This is a genomic window from Halomonas sp. DP8Y7-1 (assembly GCF_019801685.1).
GTDB classification, from domain to species: Bacteria; Pseudomonadota; Gammaproteobacteria; order Pseudomonadales; family Halomonadaceae; genus Halomonas; species Halomonas litopenaei_A.
This window is the reverse complement of the sequence record NZ_JAHVIN010000010.1, coordinates 70,034-95,817: the sequence shown is the minus strand read 5'-3', so window position 1 is coordinate 95,817 and position 25,784 is coordinate 70,034. Positions and strand designations below refer to the sequence as shown.

Here is a 25,784-nt window from a genome sequence, read left to right as displayed (position 1 = left end):
TCAGTCAGCTCGTTTCATTCATCAATCAGAAGTCATCGCCGCCAGGCGCGCGTGGACACGGCGCCAACGCGACAAGGCAGACAGGGCATCAAGGTCGGGGCGGGCTCGGGCATAGCGAAGACGCGAGGCCCTGCGCGGCGCCTGATCGACACAGGCATCAAGCACCGCCGTGGCAGCTGGACGGTCATTGCATACCAGCACCATGTCGCAACCGGCCTCCAGAGCAGCCTTGGCGCGCTCAGCGGGGCCACCGGCGACCTGCGCCCCTGCCATGGTCAAGTCATCGGAGAAGATGGTGCCCTTGAAGCCCAGGGTCTCCCTCAGCATTCCCAACCAGGAGGGCGAAAAGCCCGCCGGACGAGGGTCGAACGCCGGATAGACCACGTGAGCCGGCATCATGCCATCCAGCTTGCCGGCTAGGCGCTCGAAGGGCACCAGGTCGTGCTGACGCAGCTGATCGAGACTCCGCTCGTCCCGGGCGACCTCGTGATGGGTATCCGCCTTGACCCCACCATGCCCCGGAAAATGCTTGCCGACGGCCGCCATGCCCGCCTCGTGCAGCCCTTCGATAAAGGCACCACCGAGCCGCGCCACCACCTCGGGATCTGCATCGAAGCTGCGGTCACCAATCACCGACGAGAGGCCTACATCGACATCCAGCACCGGAGCAAAGCTGAGATCCAGCCCACAGGCCGCCATCTCCATGCCAAGCAACCAGCCGGCATCCTGACACAGGCGCAAGGTCACCTCGGGCGCGCTGCGGTATTCCTGACCCAGCCGGGACATGGGCGGCAAGCGCGTCACCCCTTCCTTGAGCCGCTGCACGCGACCACCCTCTTGGTCGATCCCCAGCAGAAGGCCGGGACGCAGCTCTCGGATCGACCGGCACAGCGCCCTGACTTGATCGGCATCATGGGTGTTGCGGCCAAACAGGATGACTCCGCCAAGGGCGGGATGCAGAAGCAGTTCGCGCTCTTCGGCCGACAGCTCGAGGCCATCGAGATCCAGCATCACAGGTCCGAATGTCTGGGTCATGTCGCTTACCTGGTCGGAAAAAAGGGAACGATTCTAGACCAATGGGCTACGTCGTGACACCCCGACAGCGCAATGCCAGGCACGACCACAGACAACCCATGGCAGCGACGATAGAATAGCACCCGCGGACCTCAGGGTCCGTTCTCTCGATTTGCCTGCTGCTGGAGCCGCACTGCTGCCTATGGATGTCATCACCACCATCATCGTCATCACCCTGGGACTTTGCCTGGGCAGCTTCCTGAACGTCGTCATCGTCCGCCTGCCCGTCATGCTGATGCAGCAGTGGCGCACCGAGGCACGTGCCGCTCTGGAGCTTGAGGATGACATCGAGGCTCCCATCTCACTGGCCCGCCCCGGCTCATGCTGTCCCCGCTGCGGACACCCCATCGCATGGCACGACAATCTGCCCCTGTTGGGCTGGATCAAGCGCCGCGGTCGATGCGCTGTATGCAAGGGACGTATCAGCGTCCAGTATCCGCTGGTCGAACTGGCCAGCGCCATTCTGGCGCTGACCTGCCTTAAGCTGTTCGGACTGCAATGGAGCGCGCTATGGATCTTCGCGGCTTGCCTGACCCTGCTGGCACTGGCGGTCATAGATCTGCGCACCCAGTTACTGCCGGACGCACTGACCCTTCCGCTGCTATGGGCAGGTTTGCTCTACCAGCTACTATTCAGCCCCGCGCATCTGGCAGACGCGGTCATCGCGGTGGTGGCAGGCTATGGCGTGCTGTGGGCCGTGGGTGCGATCTACTACGCCATCACCCAGCGTGAAGGCATGGGGCGTGGCGACATCAAGCTGCTCGCCGCCCTCGGTGCCTGGCTGGGCTGGCAGCTGCTGCCCCTGGTCGTTCTTGTCGCCGCGGTAGTGGGCGTGATTTCGGGCTTGCTGGTACAGTGGCAAAGACCACATCTCAAAGGACAGGCGCTGCCCTTCGGGCCCTCCCTGGTCATCGCTGGCGGCCTGGCCTTGCTGGCGGGCGAAGAAATGCTGTTGACGTACAAGGCCATGCTTGGCGCATGATGCGACCCATGCGGGTCGTCACAAAGGCAACAATGGAGTAATGGCGGCATGATCATTGGATTGACGGGCGGTATCGCTTCAGGAAAATCGACTGTCGCAAGACTGTTCGGCGAGCTTGGTGTCAGGTGGGTCGACGCCGATGACATTGCGCGTGAAGTGGTGGCCCCCGGTGAACCGGCCTTGAAGGCCATCGTCGATCGCTACGGTGACACCATCCTCAACCGTGAAGGTCGTCTCGACCGCAGCGCACTGCGTGACATCGTCTTCGCCAACGAAAAGGAACGTCGCTGGCTCGAAGTCACCACCCACCCACGGATCAGAGAACGGCTGACCACACGACTGGCCCTGCTGCAACAGCAGGACAGCCCCTACGTGCTGCTGGTTTCTCCGCTGTTGTTTGAGTCCGGTCAAGCCGACATGGTCCAGCGCAAGCTTGTGGTCGATGTGGCCGAGGGCGTCCAGATGGAACGCGCCATGGCCCGCGACAAGATCGATGCTGACCAGGCCAAGGCTATCCTGGGTTCACAAATGCCGCGAGAAAAGCGCCTCTCTCTCGCCGATGACGTCCTCGTCAACGAAGGGGATCTCAGCGCACTAGTCGACGCGGTAAAAGCGCTGGATGGACGCTACCGCGCCATGGCGGGCAGCTGATACGGCTAATGCTGAGCGAATAGCACTGGCGAATAGCACTGGCGAATAGCACTGGAGAATAGTACTGGCGAATAGCCATTCGCAGGTCCAGACTCACGCCCCAACCGCGTTCCGAGACACATGGCGAGCACCGCTGAAGACGGTGCCAAGCCCCACCACCTGACACAAGGAGACCCAACATGTCCCACACGGCATCCCAGGGGCCACTCAAGGTCGCTTGCCCCCAGTGCCGCAAAGAGGTGCTTTGGACCAGCGACAACGAGTTTCGGCCTTTTTGCAGCAAACGCTGCCGGCTGCTCGACCTGGGCGCCTGGGCCGACGGCAGCCATCGTATTGCGGGAGAGCCCGCGATGGACGAAACCAGTATTGACGAATGGGTTGCGCGGGCAGAACGCGACCTGTACCAGCAGGACTGAGCCAATGCCACGCGATGGGCACGACACGTCAGCCTCAGCGCCGTCCTATCAATGGCTCGCGGCACTCGATCAGGCCTTTGATCGCCTGGTAGACAGGGCGCATCAGGTCGCCGATGCCTGGGCGGCGTCCGGGCTCGGCGGATGGGCATTTGGCAGGGATAAGGTGGATCCTGAGTGGCTTCGCCAGTCCTTGCTCGACCTATGGTATGTCGACGGCCAGGATGGCCGAGTCACCCAAAGCCACGTTGGACTGGTCTGCTGCGACGACGCCACCTACGCCGCTGCGCAACGATTGAATGAGGCCAAGAGTGATTTGTCCCACCAACTGGCAGAGATTCGTCAGCACTCGCCGCAGTTGATGGCAGAGATCAAGGCTCGGCTGCCCCAGCGACATCCCGACCTCAACCAGCATCTAGGCGGTGCGGGCCTTGCCCGTCTTCACCTCAAACAGGCATGGCGCCACGTCCCCGTGGCCGAGGCCTCCGTGGATCGCGTGCGATTGGCATGGTACAGCAGCGGCAGGTCGATCAAGCGGATCAGTGTGGCCGATGCGGAGCAGAAACTGCTGGCACTCGACAGCGAGGCAGCCCATATCCGCATACAACTGAAGCGTTTAGCGGGTATTCCCTCAAGCGAGATGCTGGCACAGGTGCAACGCCAGGCGCCGCTGATGCGCGCCAATCTCTTCTATCACGAGCCACTGACTGACGGCCGCATGCGGCGAGCCATGAATGTCGCCCTACCGCTTTTCCTGCCGCAGCAGCACCTTCCACGACACAACCTGCCTCCCCTTGCCCCGCCACTGGAGCGTCAGCGCGCTCGACGCAGCGACGAGCGCCTCGAAGACACACCTTTTCTGCCGAGTCTGAGAGCCTACCGCTACCGCTGATCGCACCAGCACTCCGTGCCGCCAGCAACCACTGCCTGTGCGCCAGCAAGGCGGCAGACGCCAGGCCAGTCAGGGTCGATACTCCCCTTGGCGACGTCAGTGCGACTTATGCGTGCGATTTCACTGACATTCTTTTGCGGAATATCCAACAAGGAGTCGTCGCCCAAGACGACTGCAGAAACAGCACAGTCGGGCCATCATGTCACAAACTGTAATCACTCGCGTCACTACCGAGACGCAACAGGCGAAAGATGACCTGACCACTGCCGGCTCCGGCGGGCACCGCTATCAGGCCACGCGCCCCATGGATTGCAGCAGCGTGACGAGTTCGGCGACGGTTTCCGGACTCTGAGCGTATTCCTGAATCAACGCATGCAAGCGACGCTCGAAGTCTTCTTCACGCTGCCGGCGCTCCTCTTCCTCAACGCTGTCAATGGTGCGCACAGGCGGTCCGGTGGGAATCTCGGCGGCCTTGCTCGGGTTGTCCAGGCTGCGAAGCGCTTCCGCGAAGGCATCATCCAACTCACGAAAGCGGCGCAGTTTTTCGCGTTCGTCCATAGGCTTGGGGGAACTCTGAGATTTCATTTGTTACCAGTCGTTAACATCAACAGGGATAAGCCGAATCGAGCATGCTGGCAAACCAGCGTATCAAAAAAGGACCAAGAAATCGCGATTTCTTCCTCTATAACAGTATCTTAACTGCTCAAATGGCACAGGATTTTTGTGCACAAACAATCAAAACGGCACATTGCACTTGCCAACCAAAGTGGCTAGACTGCATAACTACGTAACAGGATGTATCTTAACGCAACAAACTTTCATCATTATATTTCGGGACAGATGGATGTCCCGGTAACAATGACCACGGGACAGACGCTCGGATTCGTCCTCCGAGGACCCAGCAAGGGGTCAGGTCCATCGCGATGGTTCAGGGAGGCATGACCATGTTCAACGAGATGATGCGCGCCGAAATCTGGCTCCAGGAGACCTTGGACAGCCAGCTCAGTATTGAAGACCTCGCCACCCGTATGGGGTACTCCTCATCTCAGGTGCGCAGGCGCTTCCGCCAGTCATTTGGCATCTCGCCCAGCGCCTATCGCGACATGCTGCGACTGGAAAAAGCCGCCAGGCTCCTGATCCACACGCCACACGGCGTCCATGATATCGCCAGGCGCTGCGGATATCGCAACCACTCGGCGTTTACTCGCGCCTTCCAGCGCCGCTATCGCGTCGCCCCCCGCGAATATCGTCAGAATCAGCGCCTGGAACTCTACCGCCAGCGCCACAACCTGCCTCACTTCTCGGTCAAGATGGCAGACCTGCCTCTGCGCCGCGCCGCGGTCACCCGTCTGTATCAGCCGCCGGAAATCATCGAGAACCTGGATAACTGGCAACGCAATGCAGAAGGCGCCTACGATCTGCCGGCACGCCTCACCAACGCAGCGCCAATCGCCATCCTGCATGACCATCCGCTGGCCAGTGAATCCCCGCGTATCGACCTTGGAGTCCATGTCGACGAGGAACATGCCCACCGCCTGGCGCTACCGCTGCCCTTCCGACTCGTCATGTTGCCGGCGCAGCGTCATGCCTGCATCACCCTTGAGGACAGTTCACACCTCACCAGTGCAATGCTGTTCATGGCCTGCAGAGGACTGTCTGAACACGGGGTCTACCTCAGCGGTGAGGCACCGCAACTGGTCAAAGGCAAGTATGGGCTGGAACTGAGATTGCCGCTACTCGAGGAAGACTGACCTTCCGCGAACCAACATTCATGCCTTCCCTTGAAGTGGCCACCTCGGTGGCCACTTTTTTCTGCGGTCATCATACCAGAATTTCACGCCGTCGCTGCCACCGTCAGCCACCACTGAGGGCTGTACACTGCCTTTACCACACGCGGCTACTCACAAGGGGCTACCCACAAGGGGCTACCCACAAGCAGACAGCGGGGAATACGAGGCGCTTGCAGCAATCTACGCCACTCTACAACCCGAGCCACTGCCCCAACAATAGCCTTGGCGCTAGCCAGGACGACTGCCCAGATAACGACCTTCAGGACATCCAAGGCGACTGTCCCCTCTGTATCAGTTGCACCCCTGACCTTTCCCCCAGGCAACGGACAGCAGGCATCGTGCTACGGCGATCAGGCTGACCTGCTACACGGCCACGCCTATATGCTGTCAGCGCAATGTCACGCCATGACATATAGCGATACATCCAAGAACACAATGGACACAGCCTTGGCGGCCCTGCCTGGACGCCACAGGGGCCAAATCTCGGGCCCCCTCCTCTCAATACCACCCTCGTCAACAGACTCTACAAGAACCCTGCGGGATGTGAGAGAGCCCCCGGGTGCCGGCGACAGCATCAACAAAGAGACGCTGGTGGGCTACGCACCCTGACGGTGGCGAGGCGATATCGAGTAAACGCCAAAAGGACACACCAAGCCTCGCCCTACCGGCGCTAAAACGACATCGCCCGAGCAGGATGACGGTGACATTTCACCATTCCCTACCCGGGCGAGCGATCATGACGGGAGCTACGCTACATCAAATGCCGTATCACCGCTCCGTCACAAAGCGCTGGCTTTAGCCTTCAACACGAACCAGCCAGGATTCGACGGTATCGTTGCCGTGCTCTTCCTTCCAGGCTTTCAGTGTCTTGTGGTTACCACCACGAGTTTCCACCACTTCGCCGGTATTCGGGTTCTTGTAGATCTTCAGCTTGCGCTTGCGGCGACCACCAGCGGCGGGTGCAGCAGCCTTGCCAGCAGCAGCGGGCTTCGGCTGAAGAATAGCGATAACGTCGGAGGCACTCTTATCGAACTCTTTCATCAGTTCTTCGAGCTTTCCCTTGAACTCGAGCTCTGACTTGAGACGATCGTCATTCTGCAGTTGATCGAGTCGCTGCTGGAGCTGCTGCAGCTGCTGCTCCATCTGCATGTAGTCATTCAACAATGAAGACATTGGCGTAAACCTGTAGTAGTTGCTTTCGGATGCCGCGGTATTATCACTCTTGCATCTCTGTGTGACAACCATCTTTAACAACGCACACTAGGTCGAGACACCACAATGATAGATACACTGCGGCAATGTAGGGGCAAGATCGGACAATAATTAACCTAACCCCCATCGCTAACGTTGTCCAGCCCCACCTTCTGTCCCACTATCTGGCAAGCGGAATGGAATACTTGGCTTGAGCGAACATATGACAACGTGAACAAAAAAAGGAAATAGCCACTAAAGATTTTACTAATATAATTGAGGCATATTTGGCAACGGTGCGTGGAACAATATGTCGCCATATCGATACAGGCGCGACATTCAACACCCTTGTCTCACAAAGTAAACAGTATTAACTGTTGCCCTGCCGTTATCGCCTTCGCCACACGACAACAGCAGCGCCCTACCGCAGTGAGCCTACTATGGGCTCCCGCCATATCCCTGAATGCACAGACACACGGCTATCCCACCCTCCTTGACGCTACCCACGGCACTGGAGCACCAAGCTGACAAAGGCTCTCTACGGCTCTGGATGATCTATTACCAGGCAGTCTCTACCGCCCAGAACGATCTATCACCAGGAGCTCTCTACCGCTCAGAACGATCTATCGCCAGGCATCCTCTATTGCGAGGCACCGTCTATTGCCAGGCGCTCGCTATTTTCGGGTACGCTCGGCATCTAGATGCCACGAAGAGCGCGCCTCCATGTTACGGCGAACAAGATCTGGTGAAGCATTCACCAGCAAGGCGTGGCCGGTATCACAGAAATGGCTCTCTCATTCTCCCTGACAACCTCTTTCAGCATATGGTGGTGTGACCGCTATGCCCCGCCCTCTCGGTTTGCACGGGGGTTTGCATAGGGTTTTCGCGGAGGACACCCATTCAAAGGAGATAGCGCTTTTATAAAGCGCTATCTTTCCCTGAAGGGTCTTTGTTCATGAAGATCTTCTCGCCATGAAGGTTGTCTTGCTATGAAGGGTGTCTTGCTAGGAGAAGCGTCTTTGCAGGAAGGGCGTCTTGCCCGGCCGAGGCGTCGCCAATCTGACATATATTTACAACTAGCAAGATCGGCTTGACGCCTTGGAACCCACGTCCAGTATCACTCCGTCTATTCGCTTCGCCGTGTCGGGGTTGCTAAGTACCCGCCCAATGTCTCCGTCGGTGCACTTGGTATTGTGCCGTCACTTTATATCCGAGACCCCAAGCGAGCGGTACATATAAATGATGAGACAAAAAAAAGCGCCTCCCGAAGGAGGCGCCTTGAACCTTGTCGTGCTCGACGTGAGTCGAGAGGCGACTTAGTCCTGACCCATCTGCTGCTTGATGAGGTCGCCGATGGTGGTCGGGCCACCGGTCTCGACTTCCTGCTCGCGCAGCTTGGTCATGTTGCGACGCGTGTCGTCCTGATCCTTGGCCTTGACGGACAGGGCGATCTGGCGGTTCTTGCGATCGACGCCGACGATGCGGGCCTCGACGCTGTCGCCTTCGTTCAGCACGTTGCGTGCGTCTTCGACGCGATCAGCGCTGATTTCAGAGGCTTTCAGCACGGCGATGACGTCGGTAGCCAGCTCGACGTGAGCTTCCTTGGCATCAACTTCAACAACGCGACCAGTGACCACAGTGCCCTTGTCGTTCACAGACAGGAACTCGGCAACCGGATCGGTATCGAGCTGCTTGATACCCAGGGAGATGCGCTCACGCTCCGGATCGATAGACAGAATGACGGCTTCCGCTTCGTCGCCCTTCTTGAAGGAGCGCACGGCTTCTTCGCCAGTCTCGGTCCAGGAGATGTCGGACAGGTGAACCAGGCCGTCGATGCCACCGTCCAGACCGATGAAGATACCGAAGTCGGTGATGGACTTGATGGTACCCGCAACGCGGTCGCCCTTGTTGAACTGGGCGTTGAAGGTTTCCCACGGGTTGGCAGTGCACTGCTTGATACCCAGGGAAATACGACGACGCTCTTCGTCGATGTCCAGCACCATGACGTCGACATCGTCACCGACCTGAACCACTTTGGACGGATGGATGTTCTTGTTGGTCCAGTCCATTTCAGAGACGTGAACCAGACCTTCGACACCCTCTTCCAGCTCGGCGAAGCAGCCGTAGTCGGTGAGGTTGGTGACGCGAGCGTGCACCTTGGTGCCTTCCGGGTAACGATCCTTGATGTTGACCCAGGGATCTTCGCCCAGCTGCTTGAGACCCAGAGAAACGCGGTTGCGCTCACGGTCAAACTTGAGCACCTTGACGCTGATCTCGTCGCCAACAGCAACGATTTCGCTCGGATGCTTGATACGCTTCCACGCCATGTCGGTGATGTGGAGCAGGCCGTCAACGCCGCCCAGATCAACGAAGGCACCGTAGTCGGTCAGGTTCTTGACGATACCGATGATCTGCTGACCTTCCTGCAGGGTCGCCAGCAGAGCTTCACGCTCGGCACTGTTCTCGGCTTCGAGCACGGCGCGGCGAGAAACGACAACGTTGTTGCGCTTCGGATCGAGCTTGATGACCTTAAAGTCCAGCTCTTTGTTTTCCAGGTGCGTGGTGTCGCGCACCGGACGAACGTCGACCAGGGAGCCCGGCAGGAAGGCACGGATGGAGTCGACGTCGACAGTGAAGCCGCCCTTGACCTTGCCGTTGATCACGCCCTTGACGATCTCTTCCTTCTCGAAGGCAGCTTCCAGCACCTTCCACGCTTCGGCGCGCTTGGCCTTCTCGCGGGACAGGCGGGTTTCACCGAAGCCGTCTTCCACGGCTTCGAGGGCCACGTGGACCTCGTCACCAACGGCAATGGTCAGCTCGCCGCTGTCGTCGCGGAATTGCGCGGCAGGGATCTGACCTTCGGACTTCAGGCCGGCATTGACGGTGACCCAGTCACCTTCGATGTCGACGACAGTAGCCGCGACGATCGCGCCCGGCTCCATGTTGATGTCCTGGAGAGACTGTTCAAACAGTTCAGCAAAGCTTTCGCTCATGATGTTCCTACGTGATCAACGTTGAGTGCGGCAGGGCCGCTTCTCCGCACCACCAGCAAGTGCGGGCCATATTCAAAAACCCCCGGGGATGTTGACACTGGTTAGACCTGAACGAGTTTTCCGTTTCATGCACTCGAGCACGTCGTGACATCTTGCCGGGGACGCCGCAAGGGAGTTCAGAAGTCTCAGCACAGACCCTTTCGGGATAAGAGCTGGGTCAGCCGATCCACCACTTCCGGTATGCTCAGGCTTGTCGTGTCCAGCTCGATGGCATCATCGGCCGGCACCAGCGGGGCGACACTGCGATTCGTATCGCGGTCGTCTCGCGCCTGAATCTCCTTCAAAAGACTCGATAGACTAGCATCGACGCCTGCCTCCCGCAACTGGAGATGGCGCCGTCGCGCCCTCTCCTCTGCGCTTGCGGTGAGGAAAATCTTCAGTGGCGCAGCGGTGAACACCACGGTGCCCATGTCGCGACCATCGGCCACCAGCCCAGGGGCCTTGCGGAAGTCCCGCTGACGCTTGAGCAGCGCCTGGCGCACCGCAGGCAGAGCGGCTACCAGAGAGGCACTGTTACCGACCTGCTCGGTGCGAATTTCCCGGGTCACATCCACGCCTTCCAGCTCGACGATGACCTCACCATCCGTCGCCCGAAACACCACATCGAGCTGACGCGCCAGCCGCTCCAGCTGACCCTCGTCATCCAGCGCAATACCCCGCTGAAGGGCTGACAGGGCCGTCAGGCGATACAGACAGCCGCTGTCCAGCAGATGCCAGCCCAGCCGCTCGGCGATCAGGCGGCTGATCGTACCCTTGCCCGCCCCACCAGGACCATCAATGGTCAATACCGGGACGTCAGCGTGTTCGATCTGGCTCATACCCCCTCCTCACGCGCCTCTTCACGCAGCTCATCGAGCTGAAGACCGACACCGCGGGCAAGCTCCACGAAGCCGGGGAATGACGTCGCCACGTTGGCGCAGTCGTTGACCTCGATCGGCGCACTGGCCCGCAGCGCCGCGATGGTGAACGCCATGGCGATGCGGTGATCTTCATGACTCTCCACAGTGCCGCCAGCGTAATTGGCGCCGTCGCCGCCCTTGCCGACGATGTCGATGCCATCATCGTAGAGGGTATTCTCGATACCCAGCGCGCTCATGCCGTCGGCCATGGACTGCAGGCGGTCAGACTCCTTGACGCGCAGCTCCTCAGCCCCACGCAGGCGCGTGACGCCCTGGGCATTGGCGGCCGCGATGAACAGCGCAGGAAACTCGTCGATGGCCAGCGGCACCTGGTCCACCGGAATATCGATGCCGGAAAGGGGCCGATAGCGGATATGCAGATCAGCGACCGGTTCGCCGCCCACCTCACGCTGATTGTCGAGGCGCAGGTCCGCCCCCATGGCCAGCAGGATGTTGATCACGCCAATCCGGGTCGGGTTGATACCGACATGTTCCAGCACCAGGTCAGAGCCCGGCGTGATGGCTGCCGCTACCAGAAAGAAGGTCGCCGAAGAGATGTCGGACGGCACATCGATGGGACCCGCAGTCAGGTGACCGCCCCCCTGCAGCCAGCAGGTGTCACCGTCTCGCTGCACGTCGTAGCCAAAGCCGTTGAGCATGCGCTCGGTATGATCCCGGGTCGGCGCAGGCTCACGCACACGGGTTTCGCCTTCGGCAAACATGCCCGCCAAGAGCAGGCACGACTTGACCTGGGCGCTGGCCATGGGCATGTCGTAATGGATTCCCTTGAGCGCCTGACCACCCTTGATCTTGAGCGGCGGACGACCGCCCTCGGCGGTGTCGATGACGGCCCCCATCTGACGCAGAGGGTCTGCCACACGCCCCATCGGACGACGTGTCAGCGAGGTATCGCCGGTCAACTCGGTATCAAATGCCTGGCCGGCCAAGAGACCCGCAAACAGGCGCATGGCGGTGCCGGCATTGCCCACATAGAGAGGGCCCGCCGGCTTCTTCAGGCCGTGCATGCCGACGCCATGAATGGTGACTCGCCCATGATGGGGCCCTTCGATGGCCACGCCCATCTCGCGGAACGCCTGCAAGGTGGCAAGGCTGTCCTCGCCCTCGAGGAAACCGGACACCTCGGTCACCCCTTCAGACAGGGCACCCAGCATGATGGAACGATGTGACACCGACTTGTCACCAGGCACGCGAATGCGACCGGTAACGCTACCACCGGGGGCTACCCGATAGCGCAGCATGGCTGTTTCTTGCATCTGATATTCCGCCTGATAACTGGTCTGGTTGAGCAAGGTATCAAAATAGTGGCGCGCGTGGCTGGCCCTATCGAAGGTCCCCAGCAGATGATCCCCATCACCGCGCTCCACCGCCTCACGTAACTGTGCGAGTCCGGCCTCGAAGTCATCCAGCGCCTCAAGCACGGCGCCGCGATTGGCCTGAAAGACATCACGCCACATCACAGGGTCGCTGCCGGCGATCCGGGTAAAATCGCGAAAGCCACCGGCGGCATAGCGAAAGATCTCGAGGCGCTCGTCCTGGCGTGCCAGCGTGTCGACCAGGGAGAACGCCAGCAGATGGGGCAGATGGCTGGTGCGAGCAAGCACCTGGTCGTGACGCGCGATGTCCATCTCCAGCACCTCGGCCCCGGCGAGCTGCCACAGGCTGCGAACCCGCATCAGCGCCTCGTGGTCGGTATCGGCCATGGGCGTCAGGATCACCTTGTGGGCCTGGTACAGATCCGGGTTGGCCGCTGCCACGCCGCTCTTCTCCGAACCCGCAATCGGGTGTCCCAGGACGAAGCGCGGCGGCAACTCGCCAAATGCCGCCACCGCGGCCTCGGCGATGGCGCCCTTGGTGCTGCCTACGTCGGTGATCACCAGGTCGTCCGCGGCCCGATGCCGCAGCGCCTGCAGCTCCGCCATGACCTTGCCCATGGCCATCACCGGCACCGCCAGGATCACCAGAGTCGCCCCGTCGATCACCGACTCGAGAGATGGGCCTCCCGCATCAATCAGGCCCATCTTGACGCCAAGCGCGACCTCCCGCTCGTCGCAATCACACGCCAACAGGGTACTGCCGTCAGCCTGACCGACGCCTGCCTGGCGCAGGGCGGCGGCCAGGGAGCCGCCAATCAATCCAAGACCTACGATGACGATACGCGATGAAGATGGCAAAGGTGAACCACTACTCCCCATGCCTACAGAACCCCCTGGGGGTAGGACCCCAGCACCTTCACTTCGGACACGCGCAGGCGCACTTCCTCCAGTAGCGCCGACACCCTCGGCTCTTCCACATGTCCGCTGAAATCGATGAAGAACACATAGTTCCAGGCGCCAGTGCGGGAGGGGCGCGTCTCCAGACGAGTCAGATCGATCTGGTGGCGGTGGAAAGGTTCCAGCAGGTCGTGCAATGCCCCGGGCTGGTTGCGGGTCGCCACCACCAGCGATGTCTTGTCGACACCGGACATCGGCACATCCTGATTGCCGATGATCAAGAAGCGCGTGGAGTTATCCGGGCGATCCTCGATCTTCTCGGCGACATGCGTCAGGCCGTAAAGCTTGGCGGCCATGTCTCCCGCAATGGCCGCACTATGCCACTCGCTCTTGACCAGGCGAGCGGCCTCGGCATTCGATGACACCGGCACGCGCTCGGCGTGAGGATAGTGGGCATCGAGCCACTTGCGACACTGGGCGAAGGACTGGGGATGGGAATAAATCCGAGAGACCTTGTCCTTCAGCGTGGTGTCCGCAACCAGCAGATGATGATGGATGCGCAGCACCACCTCACCACTGATACGCAGGCCAGAGTCGATGAACGAGTCCAGCGTGTGGTTGATCACCCCTTCGGTAGAGTTCTCCACCGGTACCACGCCATAGTTGACCGCGCCCGCGTCCACCTCGCGGAAGACTTCATCAATCGCCGCCATGGGCAGACTCACGGCGCTATCGCCAAAGTGCTTGAGCGCCGCCTGCTGGGTAAAGGTCCCCTCGGGGCCCAGGTAGGCCACCTTGATCGGCTGCTCCAGCGCCAGGCACGCGGACATGATCTCGCGAAACAGTCTGGCCATTTCCTCGCTGTCCAGCGGCCCCTGGTTCAGCTCCATGACCCGGCGCAGAACCTGGGCTTCACGCTCAGGACGATAGAACACCGCCTGGGGGTCACTGGCGGTCTTGGTCTCGGCAACCTGGCGCGCGCACTCGGCACGCTCGCTGATCAGGCGCAGAATCTCGGTATCGATATGGTCGATGCGCTGACGCAGCGACGCGAGTCCCGATTCTTTCGAATCACTCATCATGTGTCTCCTTGTCACGCCCTGCCGCAGGTACGGGCATGTGGCATAGGACGGCTGATCCAACCTGGCGCGGGCCGCGACACATGTCGTATCGCTGCCCTGCTGCCTAGCCGCGCCGCGTCTCGAAATCGCTCATGAAGGCCACCAGCGCATCCACTGCGGCTTCCGGCACGGCGTTGTACAGACTCGCACGCATGCCACCCACACTGCGGTGCCCTTTCAGGTTGAGCAGGCCCGCCGCGTCCGCTTCGCGCAGGAAATCGCCCTCCAGGGCGCTGTCCGCCAGCACGAAGGGCACATTCATCTGAGACCGGTTGCGCCTCGCGATGGGATTGGAATAGAAGTCACTGGCATCGATGGCGGCGTAAAGCTTGCCGGCCTTGCGTGCATTGATCTCAGCCATGGCGTCTACCCCACCGATGTCCCGCTTGAGCCAGTCAAACACCAGCCCCGCCAGATACCAGCTGTAGGTGGCCGGGGTGTTGATCATCGAACCGGCCTCAGCCAGGGCACGATAGCTGAACAGGCTTGGCATGCTGTCCACCGCCCGGTCCAGCAGATCATCACGCACGATCACCAGCACCAGGCCAGCGGGCCCAATGTTCTTCTGGGCGCCTGCGTAGATGACGCCGTAGCGCGACACATCCAGAGGCCCCGACAGGATCGTGGACGACAGGTCGGCCACCAGTGGCACCTCGACCCCATCTGCGCGACGGGCGCTGGGCAGATAGTCCAGCGCCAGGCCACCGATGGTCTCGTTAGGCGTCACATGCAGGTAAGCGGCATCATCAGACAGCGCAATATCACTGTCGCGAGGCGCCTCCACATGCCCATTTGACGCGCTGGAGGCGGCGATGTGAGCGCGACCGAACAGATGTTGCGCCTCCTTAATGGCCTTCTTGCCCCAGATACCGGTCTCGAGGAAGTTGGCCTGACCGCCGTGGCCCAGCAGGTTGTAAGGTACCGCGGCAAACTGCTGGGTCGCTCCGCCCTGAGTAAACAGCACGCGGTAGTTGTCGGGGACAGCCAGCAGCTCGCGCAGGTCCGCCTCGGCCTGCTCAGCGATGGCAACGTACTCGCTGGAACGGTGACTCATTTCCATCACCGAGAGGCCGCGCCCCTGATAGTCCAGCATCTCGCGCTGAGCGCGCTCAAGTACCGCGGTAGGCAGGGCGGCTGGGCCCGCACAGAAATTATAGTGGCGTGTCATGGTGTCCTGGCGATCGATCGTCATGGGGAGGCGCCCGCAGGCGCCGACCTGTCACAGGGCGGGGGGGCGGCACCCGCTATGGGCGCCGCGCCATCCCGGGATCAGTCGTTATTGTTATCGGCAGCGCTGTCGTCAGAGGGGCCGTCCTCTCCAGAACCTTCCTCTGAAGTGCTTCCCTCTGCAGCGTCCTCTTCTGCAGAGATCTCCTCTGCCGCGCTCTCGGGGGACGCAGACTCGTCATCGAGGTCTTCGGCGTCCTCGCCCTCGAGCTCTTGAATACGCACGGTCTTGACCAGGGATTCGGCATCGCCGAGACGAATCAGCGTCACCCCTTGCGTGTTACGTGAGCTGATCGAGACTTCCTCGACCCGAGTACGCACCAGCGTGCCGCGGTCGGTGATCAGCATCATCTCGTCGGAGGACAGCACCTGCATGGCGGCTACCATGGCGCCGTTACGTGCGCTGGTCTGCATGGCGATAACGCCCTGACCACCGCGACCGCGCAGGGGGAACTCCTCAAGACGGGTGCGCTTGCCGTAACCGTTTTCACTGGCGGTCAGGATATAGATCTGACCATCATCACCCACGCTCTCGACGTCGCTGGCCTCACCGTGCTCTCCGCCTTCGGCGTCCGCATCGATTTCCAGGCTCTGGGGAATGATCAGGCTGATCACTTCCGCATCATCGAGCAGGCGCATGCCGCGCACCCCACGTGCGGTACGCCCCATGGCACGCACCTGGGACTCCTCGAAGCGGATCGCCTTGCCGTTGGACGACAGCAGCATGGCATGGTCGCTGCCCGAGGTGATGGCGGCGCCGACCAGGCGATCGCCCTCCTCGAGGTCGATGGCAATCAAACCGACGCTGCGCGGGCGCGAGAACTGCTCCAGGCTGGTGCGCTTGACCGTACCGCGAGCCGTGGCGAAGAAGATGTAGCAGTTCGGATCGTAATCCTTCACCGGCATGATGGCGTTGATCGCCTCACCCTCATCCAGCGGCAGCAGATTGACCAGCGGCTTGCCACGGGAGCCTCGGCTGGCGGCCGGCATTTCGTAGACCTTGAGCCAGTACACCTTGCCGCGGTTGGAGAACAGCAGCACCGTGTCATGGGTCGACGCCACCAGCAGGTGCTCGATGACGTCTTCGTCCTTCATGGCCGTGGCCGACTTGCCGCGCCCGCCGCGACGCTGGGCCTGGTAGTCGGACAACGGCTGGGTCTTGGCGTAGCCCGAACGAGACACGGTCACCACCATGTCTTCCTCGGCAATCAGGTCCTCGATCGACAGATCAAGGTGGCTGGCCTGGATGTCGGTGCGACGCTCATCGCCGAACTGGTCACGCACGGCGATCAGTTCTTCGCGAATCACCTCCAGCAGACGGTCCGCGGAAGCCAGAATGGCCATCAGCTCGGCAATCTTCTCGAGGATCGACAGGTACTCGTCCAGCAGCTTTTCCGTCTCGAGTCCGGTCAGGCGATGCAGACGCAGCTCGAGAATCGCCTGGGCCTGAGCCGGCGACAGGCGGTACTCGGTACCCACCGTGTTGAGACCAAAGCCTTCCTCCAGATCTTCGGGCTTGCACGACGTGGCGCCGGCGCGCTCGAGCATGCCGGTCACCTGGCCGGGCTGCCAGGATTTCGACAGCAGCTTTTCCTTGGCTTCGGCAGCGTTGGGCGAGGCCTTGATCAGCTCGATCACTTCATCGATGTTGGAGATGGCAACCGCCAGGCCCTCGAGGATGTGGCCGCGCTCTCGGGCCTTCTTCAGCTCGAACAGGGTCCGGCGGGTCACCACTTCACGCCGATGACGAATGAAGGCTTCCAGAACCTCCTTGAGGTTCATGGTCTTCGGCTCGCCGTCTTCCAGCGCCACCATGTTGATGCCGAAAACGTTCTGCAGCTGAGTCTGGGCGAACAGATTGTTCACCACTACCTCGCCGCTCTCGCCACGCTTGACCTCGATCACCACGCGCAAGCCGTCCTTGTCGGACTCGTCACGCAGCTCGGCGATACCGTCGATCTTCTTGTCCTTGACCAGCTCGGCGATCTTTTCGATCAGACGCGCCTTGTTCACCTGGTAAGGCAGTTCGGTGACGATGATGTGGTCACGACCACTCTTATCGTCATGCTCGATGGTGTGCTTGGCACGGATATAGATGCGCCCGCGGCCGGTACGATAGGCCTCGAGAATACCGGCGCGGCCATTGATGATGCCGCCGGTAGGGAAATCGGGCCCCGGCACATGCTCCATCAGATCATCGACGCTCAGGGTGTAGTCGTCGACCAGCGCCAGACAGGCGTTGATGATCTCGTTCATGTTGTGGGGCGGGATGTTGGTCGCCATGCCCACCGCGATACCGGACGAACCGTTGACCAGCAGGTTGGGCACCTTGGTCGGCAGTACGTCGGGAATACGCTCGGTGCCGTCGTAGTTGTCGACCCAGTCGACGGTATCCTTCTCGAGGTCAGCCAGCAGCTCATGGGCCAGCTTGGCCATGCGAACCTCGGTGTAACGCATCGCGGCGGCATTGTCGCCATCAATGGAACCGAAGTTGCCCTGGCCATCGACGAGCACATGGCGCATGGAAAAGTCCTGCGCCATGCGCACGATGGTGTCGTACACCGCACTGTCGCCGTGGGGGTGGTATTTACCGATGACGTCACCCACCACACGGGCAGACTTCTTGTACGGCTTGTTCCAGTCGTTACCCAGCTCGTGCATCGCAAACAGCACACGCCGATGAACCGGCTTCAGGCCATCGCGCACGTCCGGCAGCGCTCGGCCGATGATCACGCTCATCGCGTAATCGAGGTACGACTGCTTCAGCTCGTCCTCGATATTGACTGGCAGAATCTCTCTGGCGATGTCACCCATGGGTCGTCAAGTCCTTTGCACAGCAACAGGTAGGCGCGTCACGCAGCCGTGACAAGGCGCACAAATACAGCCACGTAGCATACCACCCTTGGTGGCTATAGCGCAGCGTCTGTCATTGCTTCCAGGCACTTGTCATCATTTCTTCAGCGGCTCGCAGACGCCAATGGCGCAGCAGGCAGCGTCAGTCCACTACCACCAGCGCCGCCAGGGCATCACGCAGCTCTCCATCGATGGTCATTGCCTTGTTGCTGGCGACATCGAGCAGAACAAAGGTCAGCTCAGCGCGGACCACCGTGGCACCATCCCGCTGTCGCAGGATCTCATGGTGCATCTTGGCACTGCGCCCACCCAGCACCGACAGACGGGTTGCCACCTCGAGGCGATCCCCCGTCACCGCCGCTTCGCGGTAGTCGACGTTCAGATTCACCGCAACGAAGGCGATGTCACCGGTCGCCAGGCGCGACATCAACGCCGGATGACGGTCGAAATAGTCCCACCGCCCCTCCTCCATGAACTCCAGGTAACGGGCGTGATTGACGTGGCCATAGCCGTCCAGGTGGTAGCCACGCACGGCCACCGTCACCTTGCCGATCTTGTCCTGCATGCTGCTCTCCTTGTCGATGTTCCGCTCAAAGAGGGTGTCGATACCTCAACGTCGATAACAAGACGCCGACACCCAACATTCAAACTACTGTTTGATACTGAGCGCTGTCGAGCCTGCTGGCAATACCGCCCCCAAAGAGGCAGAGGCGAAGCGGCGCTTCGCTGCTACGCTTGCCTTCGATACAGGCCTGACCGCTGCATCTTTTTCACCCTAGGCCGCCAGCGTTGGCGCAATCGCGACCGACCTGAGCGGGTCACTGGCACCCGAGAACACCATTCGCCATAATGTGCCTCCTTTTCGACCCGAGAATTGCTTCATGTGGTTCAAGCACTTGCACCTCTATCGTCTGCACGACGCCAGCACACTGGACAGCGAGCAGCTGGAAACAGCCCTCGCTGAACAGGCTTTTCGTCCGCTCGGCAGCAGCGAGGCTCGCCGCAGCGGCTGGACAGCCCCCGCCGGTCGTGGCAGTGATCGCTACCTGCACGAATTGCAAGGCCAGCGGCTGATGACCGCCCTGCGCCAGGAGCGCATTCTGCCGGCCTCGGTCGTGAAGGAAGAGGTCGAGGAGCGAGTTGAGGTCATCGAAGCCCAGGAGAGCCGCAAGCTGCGCCGCCAGGAAAAACAGGCGATCAAGGAGCAGGTCTACGAAGAGCTGCTGCCCCGCGCCTTCGTCCGCAGCCAGAAGACTGACCTTTGGTGGGACACCCGGCGCAACCTGATTGCGGTCAACAGCTCCAGCCGCAAGCGTGCAGAAGAGCTGTTGGACCTGTTGCGCGAAACCCTGGGAAGCCTCAAGGTGACGCCGCTGGCGGCCCAGACCCTGCCGATTCGCGCCATGACCACCTGGCTCAATGACGCCTCATCGCGTCCCGCCGATATGCTGTTGGGTGATCAGGTGGAGCTGAAGGCCAAGGGCGACGATGGCGTACTCAAGGCACGCCAGGTGGACCTGGACGGTGACGACATCCAGCAACTTCTGGAAGGTGGGCGCCAGGCCAGCAAGCTGGCACTGGCCATGGAGGGACGTCTGCGCTTCGTGCTGCATGACGACCTGGCCGTCAAGTCGCTGGCCTTTGATGATGCCTTGATTGATGAAGCCAACCAGGCCGATGACGGTGACGATGCCGTTCTGCGGATGGAAACCGACTTTATTTTGATGGCACAAACGCTGGGTGACAGCGTGGATCGCCTGATCGACTGGCTGGGCGGTGAAGCCCAGAGCAACTCCGTTACGGCTACTGACCTGACTGCGACGACAACATGACTTCGAATGCTGAGGCCGGGCAGGATCCCTGGCACGACATACGCCCTTATCAGGATGACGAGGTGGCGGCGACGCTTGCACGCCTGTCAGAAGACCCTGAGCTGTTGACCGCGTTGACGCGTTATCGCCTGCCGCGTCTCTCGCGACTGATGCCTCGCGTCTCCCGCGCTCTGGCCAGCTGGGCGATCAAGCGTGAGACCCGCGATGTGACCAGCGTCGCGCAATTCCAGCAGCGCATCGCCAGCTACATGCAGCGCATGCTGCGCACCTCCACCGACGACTTCCGAGTAGATGGTCTCGACGCGCTGGATGCCGACACGGCCTATCTGTTCATCGGCAACCATCGCGACATCTCGCTGGATCCGGCCTTCGTCAACTATGCCCTGTACCTGGCCAACCGCAATACGGTGCGCATCGCCATCGGTGACAACCTGCTCAAGAAGCCTTATGTCACCGACCTGATGCGCCTGAACAAGAGCTTCATCGTGCCTCGCAGCGCCCGCGGCAAGCGCGCCATGCTGCAGGCCTACCTTCAGCTCTCGAGCTACATTCGCCACTCGATTCAGGACGACAACCACTCGATCTGGATGGCCCAGCGCGAGGGCCGCGCCAAGGACGGTATCGACCGTACCGATCCGGCCATTATCAAGATGATGACAATGGCCCATCGTGCCGACAATCGTCACGCCCCCCTGGGCGAAGGCGTCGAGGCGCTGCGCCTGGTCCCGGTGGCCATCAGCTACGAATACGACCCCTGCGATATCCAGAAGGCCAGAGAACTGAAAGCCGTCAGCGAGGATGGCGGCTACAACAAGAGCGAATTCGAGGATATCAGCTCGATCGTGGCGGGCATCACTGGTCACAAAGGCCGCGTTCACCTGCGCTTCGGCACACCCATCGACCGCAGCTTCGACACCCCCGAGGCCGTGGCGGCCGAGATCGATCGCCAGGTGCTGGGCGACTACCACCTGTTTCCCAGTCATTACCTGGCGCTCGAGGCCCTGGGCACGCACCCGGACCTGCTCGACTTCTCTGAGGTCACCGACGCCGACCGGGAGCGCTTTGCACAGCGATTGGCGCAGGTGCCCGACGATCTCAAACCCTGGTGGCTGGCACAGTACGCCAATCCGGTCATCAACTGCGCGGGGCGAGAGATCGCGCCGTGAGCACCCCCTCCTCGCCGGCACCCCGTCGTTTTTACTGGACGGCTCAGGGCGTCACCCTGATTGGCGCCGGCGTGGACCTGGTGGTCGGCGTCATGAAGCTGATCACCGGGATGATCGTCGGCTCTGCCGCGCTGATTGCTGACGGCATCCACTCCTTCTCCGATATCGTGACCGATGTCTTCGTGCTGGCCGCCACCCACTACGGGCGGCAGGCGCCGGACCGTGACCACCCCTATGGCCACGGCCGCATCGAGACACTGGCGACGCTATGGCTGGGCGGCGTGCTGATCTTCGTCGCCGGTGCGATTGCCGCCTCCAGCGTCGAGCGTCTGCTCGACGACCAGCTCGCCACCGCACCAGGGGCCACGGCCATCGGTATCGCGGTGGTATCACTGCTCGCCAAGGAAGCAATCTTCCACTATTCGCTGCACGCGGCACGGCGGCTGGACTCGGCACTGCTCGAGGCTAACGCCTGGCACTCGCGCACCGATGCCCTCTCCACCCTGGTCGTGCTGGTCGGCCTGATTGGCGGACAGTTCGGTGTGGGCTGGATGGACGCCGCAGCCGCCATCGTGGTGGGCCTGATGGTCGGCTGGGTGGGGGGAAGACTGATGTGGCAATCCTCCCGGGAATTGATCGATACCGCACTTCCGGCCGAAGATGAACGGCAGCTGCGTCGTCTGGCCGAATCCGTGCCAGGGGTCACGAGCGTCCACGACCTGCGCACTCGCCGACTGGGCAGCGACGTGGTGCTCGACCTGCACATTGTCGTGGCGCCCAGGGTCACGGTGTCGGAGGCCCATGAGATCGGTAACGCCGTCAGCCGTGAGCTGCGCCAGTCCTCGCGCCGATTGAAGGACGTGACATTCCATATTGACCCAGAGGACGATGAAGGCCTGATTGCGCACAGTTTGCGACCAGGCCTGCCGCTACGGGCAGACATCGAGCAAATCCTGGATCAAAGATGGGCAGAACATCCCGCCTGGCGCCGACGTCTCGCGCTGAACCTGCACTATTTGGATGACCGGGTAGATATTTCGTTGTACGTTGACTCTCAGATCCATCATGACGACCTTGATGAGTTAGCTCACGAATTATGCCGAGACCTAGCCCCTCTCCCCTGGGTGGGACAGCTGACGCTGTGGCAAGGCCCGGGAAAGGCCTGACCACGACCCGGACCCTGTCATGACCTCACCCGCGTCGACCGACGCCTATGTATCCCGCCGCAGCGTGCTGCGCTGGCTGGGACTGGGCACTGCGAGCCTGCTCGGCGGCGGCCTGCTGTCGACACCTGAGCCAGCGGGTGCCGCTCTGGACCACGCCAGAATGCGCTCGGCCATGAGCGCAGAATTTGGTGCTCAAGGGGTGCAGGTGCTGGAGGAGTGGCTAAGCCTGATCAACCGACTCAGGGGTGCCGATATCGCGACTCAGCTGCGCGAGGTCAACGACTTCTTCAATCGCAAGGTTCGCTGGCTCGAGGACCGCACCATCTGGCGCCAGAGTGACTACTGGGCCACCCCGCTCGAGTCTCTCGGACGCGGTGCCGGCGACTGCGAAGACTATTCCATTGCCAAGTACGTCACGCTCAAGGAGCTGGGCATCCCGGTCAGCAAACTGCGCATGATCTACGTACGTGCCAGGCTAGGACGTAGCCAGATTACCCAGGCCCATATGGTCCTGGGGTACTACGAGACACCAAGCGCCGAGCCGCTTATCCTCGACAACATCGCCGCCAGCGTTTCTCGCGCGAGCCTGCGAACCGACCTGGACCCGCTATTCAGCTTCAATAGTAGTGGCCTATGGGCAGGAGGCTCCACGCAGTCGCGCGCCGACCCCCTGGCCCGACTTTCGCGCTGGCGTAATGCGATTGATCGCATGCGCCGACAAGGGATTCAATGACCCAATGCCCTATCTTCCGCTTCACGCTTATCTAGAGACGCCGCCATGTCGTTGATCAAACAACTCTGGCTCGCCATCATCGTCATCCTGCTGATCGCCCTGGGCGGCAGCCTGCTGGTGGCGGTGACCGGCAGTCGTGCCTATATCGAGCAAGAGCTCGAGATCAAGAATACCGACAATGCCAATGTGCTGGCGCAAGCCATGAGCAATGCTCCCAATCAGGATCTGGTGGGCATTGAACTGATGATCGCGGCGCAGTTCGATACCGGTTACTACCGCAAGCTGCAGCTGGTCGACGGCGAAGGACGACCGATCATTCAGCGCGTCTCGGAAGTGGCGGAAGACCATAGCGTTCCCGGCTGGTTCCGCCAGCTGATCTCCTTCGATGTGCCCAGCGGCACCGCCGCGGTTCAGGACGGCTGGACCCTGCTCGGCACCCTGGAGGTGGACAGCACCCACGCCTTCGCCTATCAATCGCTGTGGCAAAGCACGCTGCGCATGGCCGGCTGGTTCGTCGCCGCCGGCGCACTGAGTCTACTGATCGCCTATATGCTGGTGCGTCACATCAGCCGACCGCTCAAGACCGTCACGCGTCAGGCTCATGACATTGGCGAGCGCCGCTTCACCATTGCTCCGCTACCCCGCACGCTGGAACTGCGCGAGGTGTCGGAAGCGATGAACCGTCTGTCGGAAAGCGTGCGTGAGATGCTGGAGCGTGAAAGTGAACAGATCGATCGACTGCGGCGGCAACTGCTGCACGATGCCATCACCGGCGCCCTGACCCGCGACGCCTTTATCGACCGGCTCAGCTACAGCCTGGAGCAGGACGGCGAGTCCAGCTACGGCATCATTGCACTGATTCGTGCCACCGACCTGGCCGCGCTCAACGAGCGTCGCGGCCACCTGCACACCAACGCCGTGCTCAGCGACCTGTGCCAGCGCCTGACGGCCATCGCCGATGCCCATGGTGAAGGTTATGTGGGCCGCCTCAATGGCAGCGACTTTGCCCTACTGCTGTGCGGCAACGTCGATGAAGCCTGGGCCCGCGAGCGCCTGAGCGACAACCTCTCCGCTCTGGCCGAACAGAATTCACCGGTGCTGCGTCTGCCCGCTGCTCTCGGCACCTATCATCATGGTCAAAGCCGCACCACGCTGATGTCGGCATTGGACGGCGCCTTGTCCATGGCCGAAACACGCCCCGGCCAGGCCATTGAAACCTGCCGCCACGCAGAACAGGCCGCTCTCTACCATAGCCGCGCCGAATGGCGTTCCGCCCTGGTCGAGGCCATGGAGCACGGCGTCCTGCTGGGCCAGTACCCGGTATTGGACCGCCAGGGCAGCCTGCTTCACCACGAAGCGCCGGCACGCCTCAATATCAAGGGCGAGTGGCGCCAGGCGGGCACCTTCATGCCCTGGATCGCACGTCTGCGTCTGCATGACAGCCTGGATATCCGGGTCATCGATACGGCGCTTGAGACCATTCATCACCACCGTCAGCCGCTCGGCATCAACCTGTCCCACGCCGCCATCACCCAACCCAACGTGGTCATTGCCCTGCAGCAACGACTGAGTGCACGCCCAGACTCGGCCCCCTTCCTGTGGATCGAGGTGCCAGAGTCCATTGCCCGGGCCGACCTGGAGAGCTTCCGCTACCTGTGCCAGTCGCTGGCGCCCTTCGGCTGCCACCTGGGCATGGAGCATGTCGGTGCCGCCTTCCGCCAGCTCGGTGACCTGCGCGATCTTGGCCTGTCCTACATCAAGATCGATGCCACCCTGTGTCGAGGTGTCTCCCACCGTCCAGAGCAGCAGACCATCCTCAGGGGCATGGCAACGCTGTGTCATTCGCTGGCGATCAAGGCGATTGCTGAAGGTATCGATGAAGACGAGGACATCGAGACCCTGTTCGAGCTAGGCCTCGACGGCGTGACCGGTCCCGCCGTCTCGGCCCGCGCGGATGCGGCGTCAGGGCGATAGACGGCTCGTCGCAGTGCCATCGAAGGCCTGACTACACGCAGGCCTTGCTCTGACAAACGGACAGCACAAAGCCACCAGAGCGCACAACACCACTAGGCAGCAACAACAAGGCCACCTGAAAAGGTGGCCTTGTTGTTGCGTACGGCGCTGTTAAATCAGAGGGTCATCATCGCCGCCCACCAGGTCCACGTCGTTGTAGCGACGACGCAGTGACTGGCGATCCATGATCTTGCGACGCGCCGCCTCAGGGAGATCGGTAAAGCTGATCACCCCCTTGTCCATCAGCAGGTCCAGCACATCCTCAAGTACCCGCACAAACGCCAGATCAGACGCGTGAAACTGCGACTGCTCATGGCGCGGGCTGCCGTCAGACAGGAATGCCAGCAACTCCTGGTCATCTGGTGCCATGAACTCGTCGCAGATAGCCGTTGGCTCTCGGCTCACGCAGACAAGCTTACCTTCCCCGTCACGCTGGACGTACATGCCGCTTTCTCCCTGTTCTTCGTTGATCGAGCATATATCAACTTTCTCTTGTG

General features: G+C 61.4%; 21 protein-coding genes. 10 read left to right on the top strand and 11 right to left on the bottom strand.

The window, feature by feature from the left end:
* Positions 1–21: 21 nt before the first annotated feature.
* A complete protein-coding gene (gene nagZ, locus KUV41_RS13415) occupies positions 22–1,035 on the bottom strand; it encodes a beta-N-acetylhexosaminidase (RefSeq protein WP_206938162.1) in 1,014 nt (337 codons plus the stop codon).
* A 181-nt stretch (positions 1,036–1,216) separates the two neighbouring features.
* Here nagZ and KUV41_RS13410 point away from each other — a divergent pair, with 181 nt between their 5' ends.
* The 4 genes from KUV41_RS13410 to KUV41_RS13395 all read left to right on the top strand — a co-directional run bounded on the left by KUV41_RS13410 (position 1,217) and on the right by KUV41_RS13395 (position 4,012).
* On the top strand, positions 1,217–2,056 hold the full coding sequence (locus tag KUV41_RS13410) for a prepilin peptidase (RefSeq protein WP_222486510.1): 840 nt from the start codon (positions 1,217–1,219) through the stop codon (positions 2,054–2,056).
* Between the two features lie 48 nt (positions 2,057–2,104).
* Positions 2,105–2,707, top strand: a complete 603-nt coding sequence (gene coaE, locus KUV41_RS13405) for a dephospho-CoA kinase (protein ID WP_222486509.1) — start codon at positions 2,105–2,107, stop codon at positions 2,705–2,707.
* Positions 2,708–2,886: 179 nt separating this feature from the next.
* Entirely contained in the window at positions 2,887–3,123 is a 237-nt protein-coding gene (gene yacG / locus KUV41_RS13400; protein WP_222163161.1) for a DNA gyrase inhibitor YacG, read from the top strand.
* Between the two features lie 4 nt (positions 3,124–3,127).
* Entirely contained in the window at positions 3,128–4,012 is an 885-nt protein-coding gene (locus KUV41_RS13395; protein WP_206938147.1) for a DNA replication terminus site-binding protein, read from the top strand.
* A 288-nt stretch (positions 4,013–4,300) separates the two neighbouring features.
* Here the strand turns inward: KUV41_RS13395 and KUV41_RS13390 are convergent, their stop codons facing one another.
* Entirely contained in the window at positions 4,301–4,597 is a 297-nt protein-coding gene (locus KUV41_RS13390) for a hypothetical protein (protein ID WP_222163159.1), read from the bottom strand.
* A 359-nt stretch (positions 4,598–4,956) separates the two neighbouring features.
* On the opposite strand from KUV41_RS13390, the gene KUV41_RS13385 reads away from it, so the two are divergent.
* On the top strand, positions 4,957–5,763 hold the full coding sequence (locus KUV41_RS13385) for a helix-turn-helix transcriptional regulator (protein WP_206938142.1): 807 nt from the start codon (positions 4,957–4,959) through the stop codon (positions 5,761–5,763).
* 834 nt (positions 5,764–6,597) lie between these two features.
* On the opposite strand, the gene KUV41_RS13380 is transcribed toward KUV41_RS13385, so the two are convergent.
* The 8 genes from KUV41_RS13380 to KUV41_RS13345 all read right to left on the bottom strand — a co-directional run bounded on the left by KUV41_RS13380 (position 6,598) and on the right by KUV41_RS13345 (position 18,942).
* On the bottom strand, positions 6,598–6,975 hold the full coding sequence (locus KUV41_RS13380) for a histone-like nucleoid-structuring protein, MvaT/MvaU family (protein WP_222239353.1): 378 nt from the start codon (positions 6,973–6,975) through the stop codon (positions 6,598–6,600).
* A gap of 1,334 nt (positions 6,976–8,309) precedes the next feature.
* Entirely contained in the window at positions 8,310–9,986 is a 1,677-nt protein-coding gene (rpsA, locus tag KUV41_RS13375) for a 30S ribosomal protein S1 (protein WP_206938138.1), read from the bottom strand.
* 185 nt (positions 9,987–10,171) lie between these two features.
* On the bottom strand, positions 10,172–10,864 hold the full coding sequence (gene cmk, locus KUV41_RS13370) for a (d)CMP kinase (protein WP_206938136.1): 693 nt from the start codon (positions 10,862–10,864) through the stop codon (positions 10,172–10,174).
* On the bottom strand, positions 10,861–13,158 hold the full coding sequence (locus tag KUV41_RS13365; protein WP_222486508.1) for a bifunctional prephenate dehydrogenase/3-phosphoshikimate 1-carboxyvinyltransferase: 2,298 nt from the start codon (positions 13,156–13,158) through the stop codon (positions 10,861–10,863). The genes cmk and KUV41_RS13365 overlap by 4 nt, the downstream gene beginning before the upstream one ends.
* A gap of 2 nt (positions 13,159–13,160) precedes the next feature.
* On the bottom strand, positions 13,161–14,255 hold the full coding sequence (pheA, locus tag KUV41_RS13360; protein ID WP_222486507.1) for a prephenate dehydratase: 1,095 nt from the start codon (positions 14,253–14,255) through the stop codon (positions 13,161–13,163).
* Between the two features lie 106 nt (positions 14,256–14,361).
* The gene (gene serC, locus KUV41_RS13355) at positions 14,362–15,465 is read right to left on the bottom strand and encodes a 3-phosphoserine/phosphohydroxythreonine transaminase (protein ID WP_222486559.1); all 1,104 of its coding nucleotides are present in this window, start codon (positions 15,463–15,465) and stop codon (positions 14,362–14,364) included.
* A gap of 101 nt (positions 15,466–15,566) precedes the next feature.
* Entirely contained in the window at positions 15,567–18,338 is a 2,772-nt protein-coding gene (gene gyrA / locus KUV41_RS13350; RefSeq protein WP_222486506.1) for a DNA gyrase subunit A, read from the bottom strand.
* 181 nt (positions 18,339–18,519) lie between these two features.
* On the bottom strand, positions 18,520–18,942 hold the full coding sequence (locus KUV41_RS13345; protein ID WP_206938128.1) for an acyl-CoA thioesterase: 423 nt from the start codon (positions 18,940–18,942) through the stop codon (positions 18,520–18,522).
* 316 nt (positions 18,943–19,258) lie between these two features.
* On the opposite strand from KUV41_RS13345, the gene KUV41_RS13340 reads away from it, so the two are divergent.
* The 5 genes from KUV41_RS13340 to KUV41_RS13320 are packed head-to-tail and all read left to right on the top strand — an operon-like array spanning position 19,259 to position 25,248.
* Positions 19,259–20,209, top strand: a complete 951-nt coding sequence (locus KUV41_RS13340) for a recombination-associated protein RdgC (protein ID WP_206938126.1) — start codon at positions 19,259–19,261, stop codon at positions 20,207–20,209.
* Positions 20,206–21,375, top strand: a complete 1,170-nt coding sequence (locus KUV41_RS13335; RefSeq protein WP_206938124.1) for a 1-acyl-sn-glycerol-3-phosphate acyltransferase — start codon at positions 20,206–20,208, stop codon at positions 21,373–21,375. The genes KUV41_RS13340 and KUV41_RS13335 overlap by 4 nt, the downstream gene beginning before the upstream one ends.
* Positions 21,372–22,541, top strand: a complete 1,170-nt coding sequence (locus KUV41_RS13330) for a cation diffusion facilitator family transporter (protein ID WP_315900590.1) — start codon at positions 21,372–21,374, stop codon at positions 22,539–22,541. The genes KUV41_RS13335 and KUV41_RS13330 overlap by 4 nt, the downstream gene beginning before the upstream one ends.
* Positions 22,542–22,560: 19 nt before the next feature.
* A complete protein-coding gene (locus KUV41_RS13325) occupies positions 22,561–23,274 on the top strand; it encodes a transglutaminase-like cysteine peptidase (RefSeq protein WP_222486505.1) in 714 nt (237 codons plus the stop codon).
* Positions 23,275–23,319: 45 nt separating this feature from the next.
* Positions 23,320–25,248: an EAL domain-containing protein gene (locus KUV41_RS13320; protein WP_222486504.1), complete on the top strand. Its 1,929-nt coding sequence runs from the start codon at positions 23,320–23,322 to the stop codon at positions 25,246–25,248.
* A 150-nt stretch (positions 25,249–25,398) separates the two neighbouring features.
* Here the strand turns inward: KUV41_RS13320 and KUV41_RS13315 are convergent, their stop codons facing one another.
* Positions 25,399–25,731, bottom strand: coding sequence for a tryptophan synthase subunit beta like protein (locus KUV41_RS13315; RefSeq protein ID WP_206938103.1), 333 nt, complete (start codon positions 25,729–25,731; stop codon positions 25,399–25,401).
* Positions 25,732–25,784 lie beyond the last annotated feature (53 nt).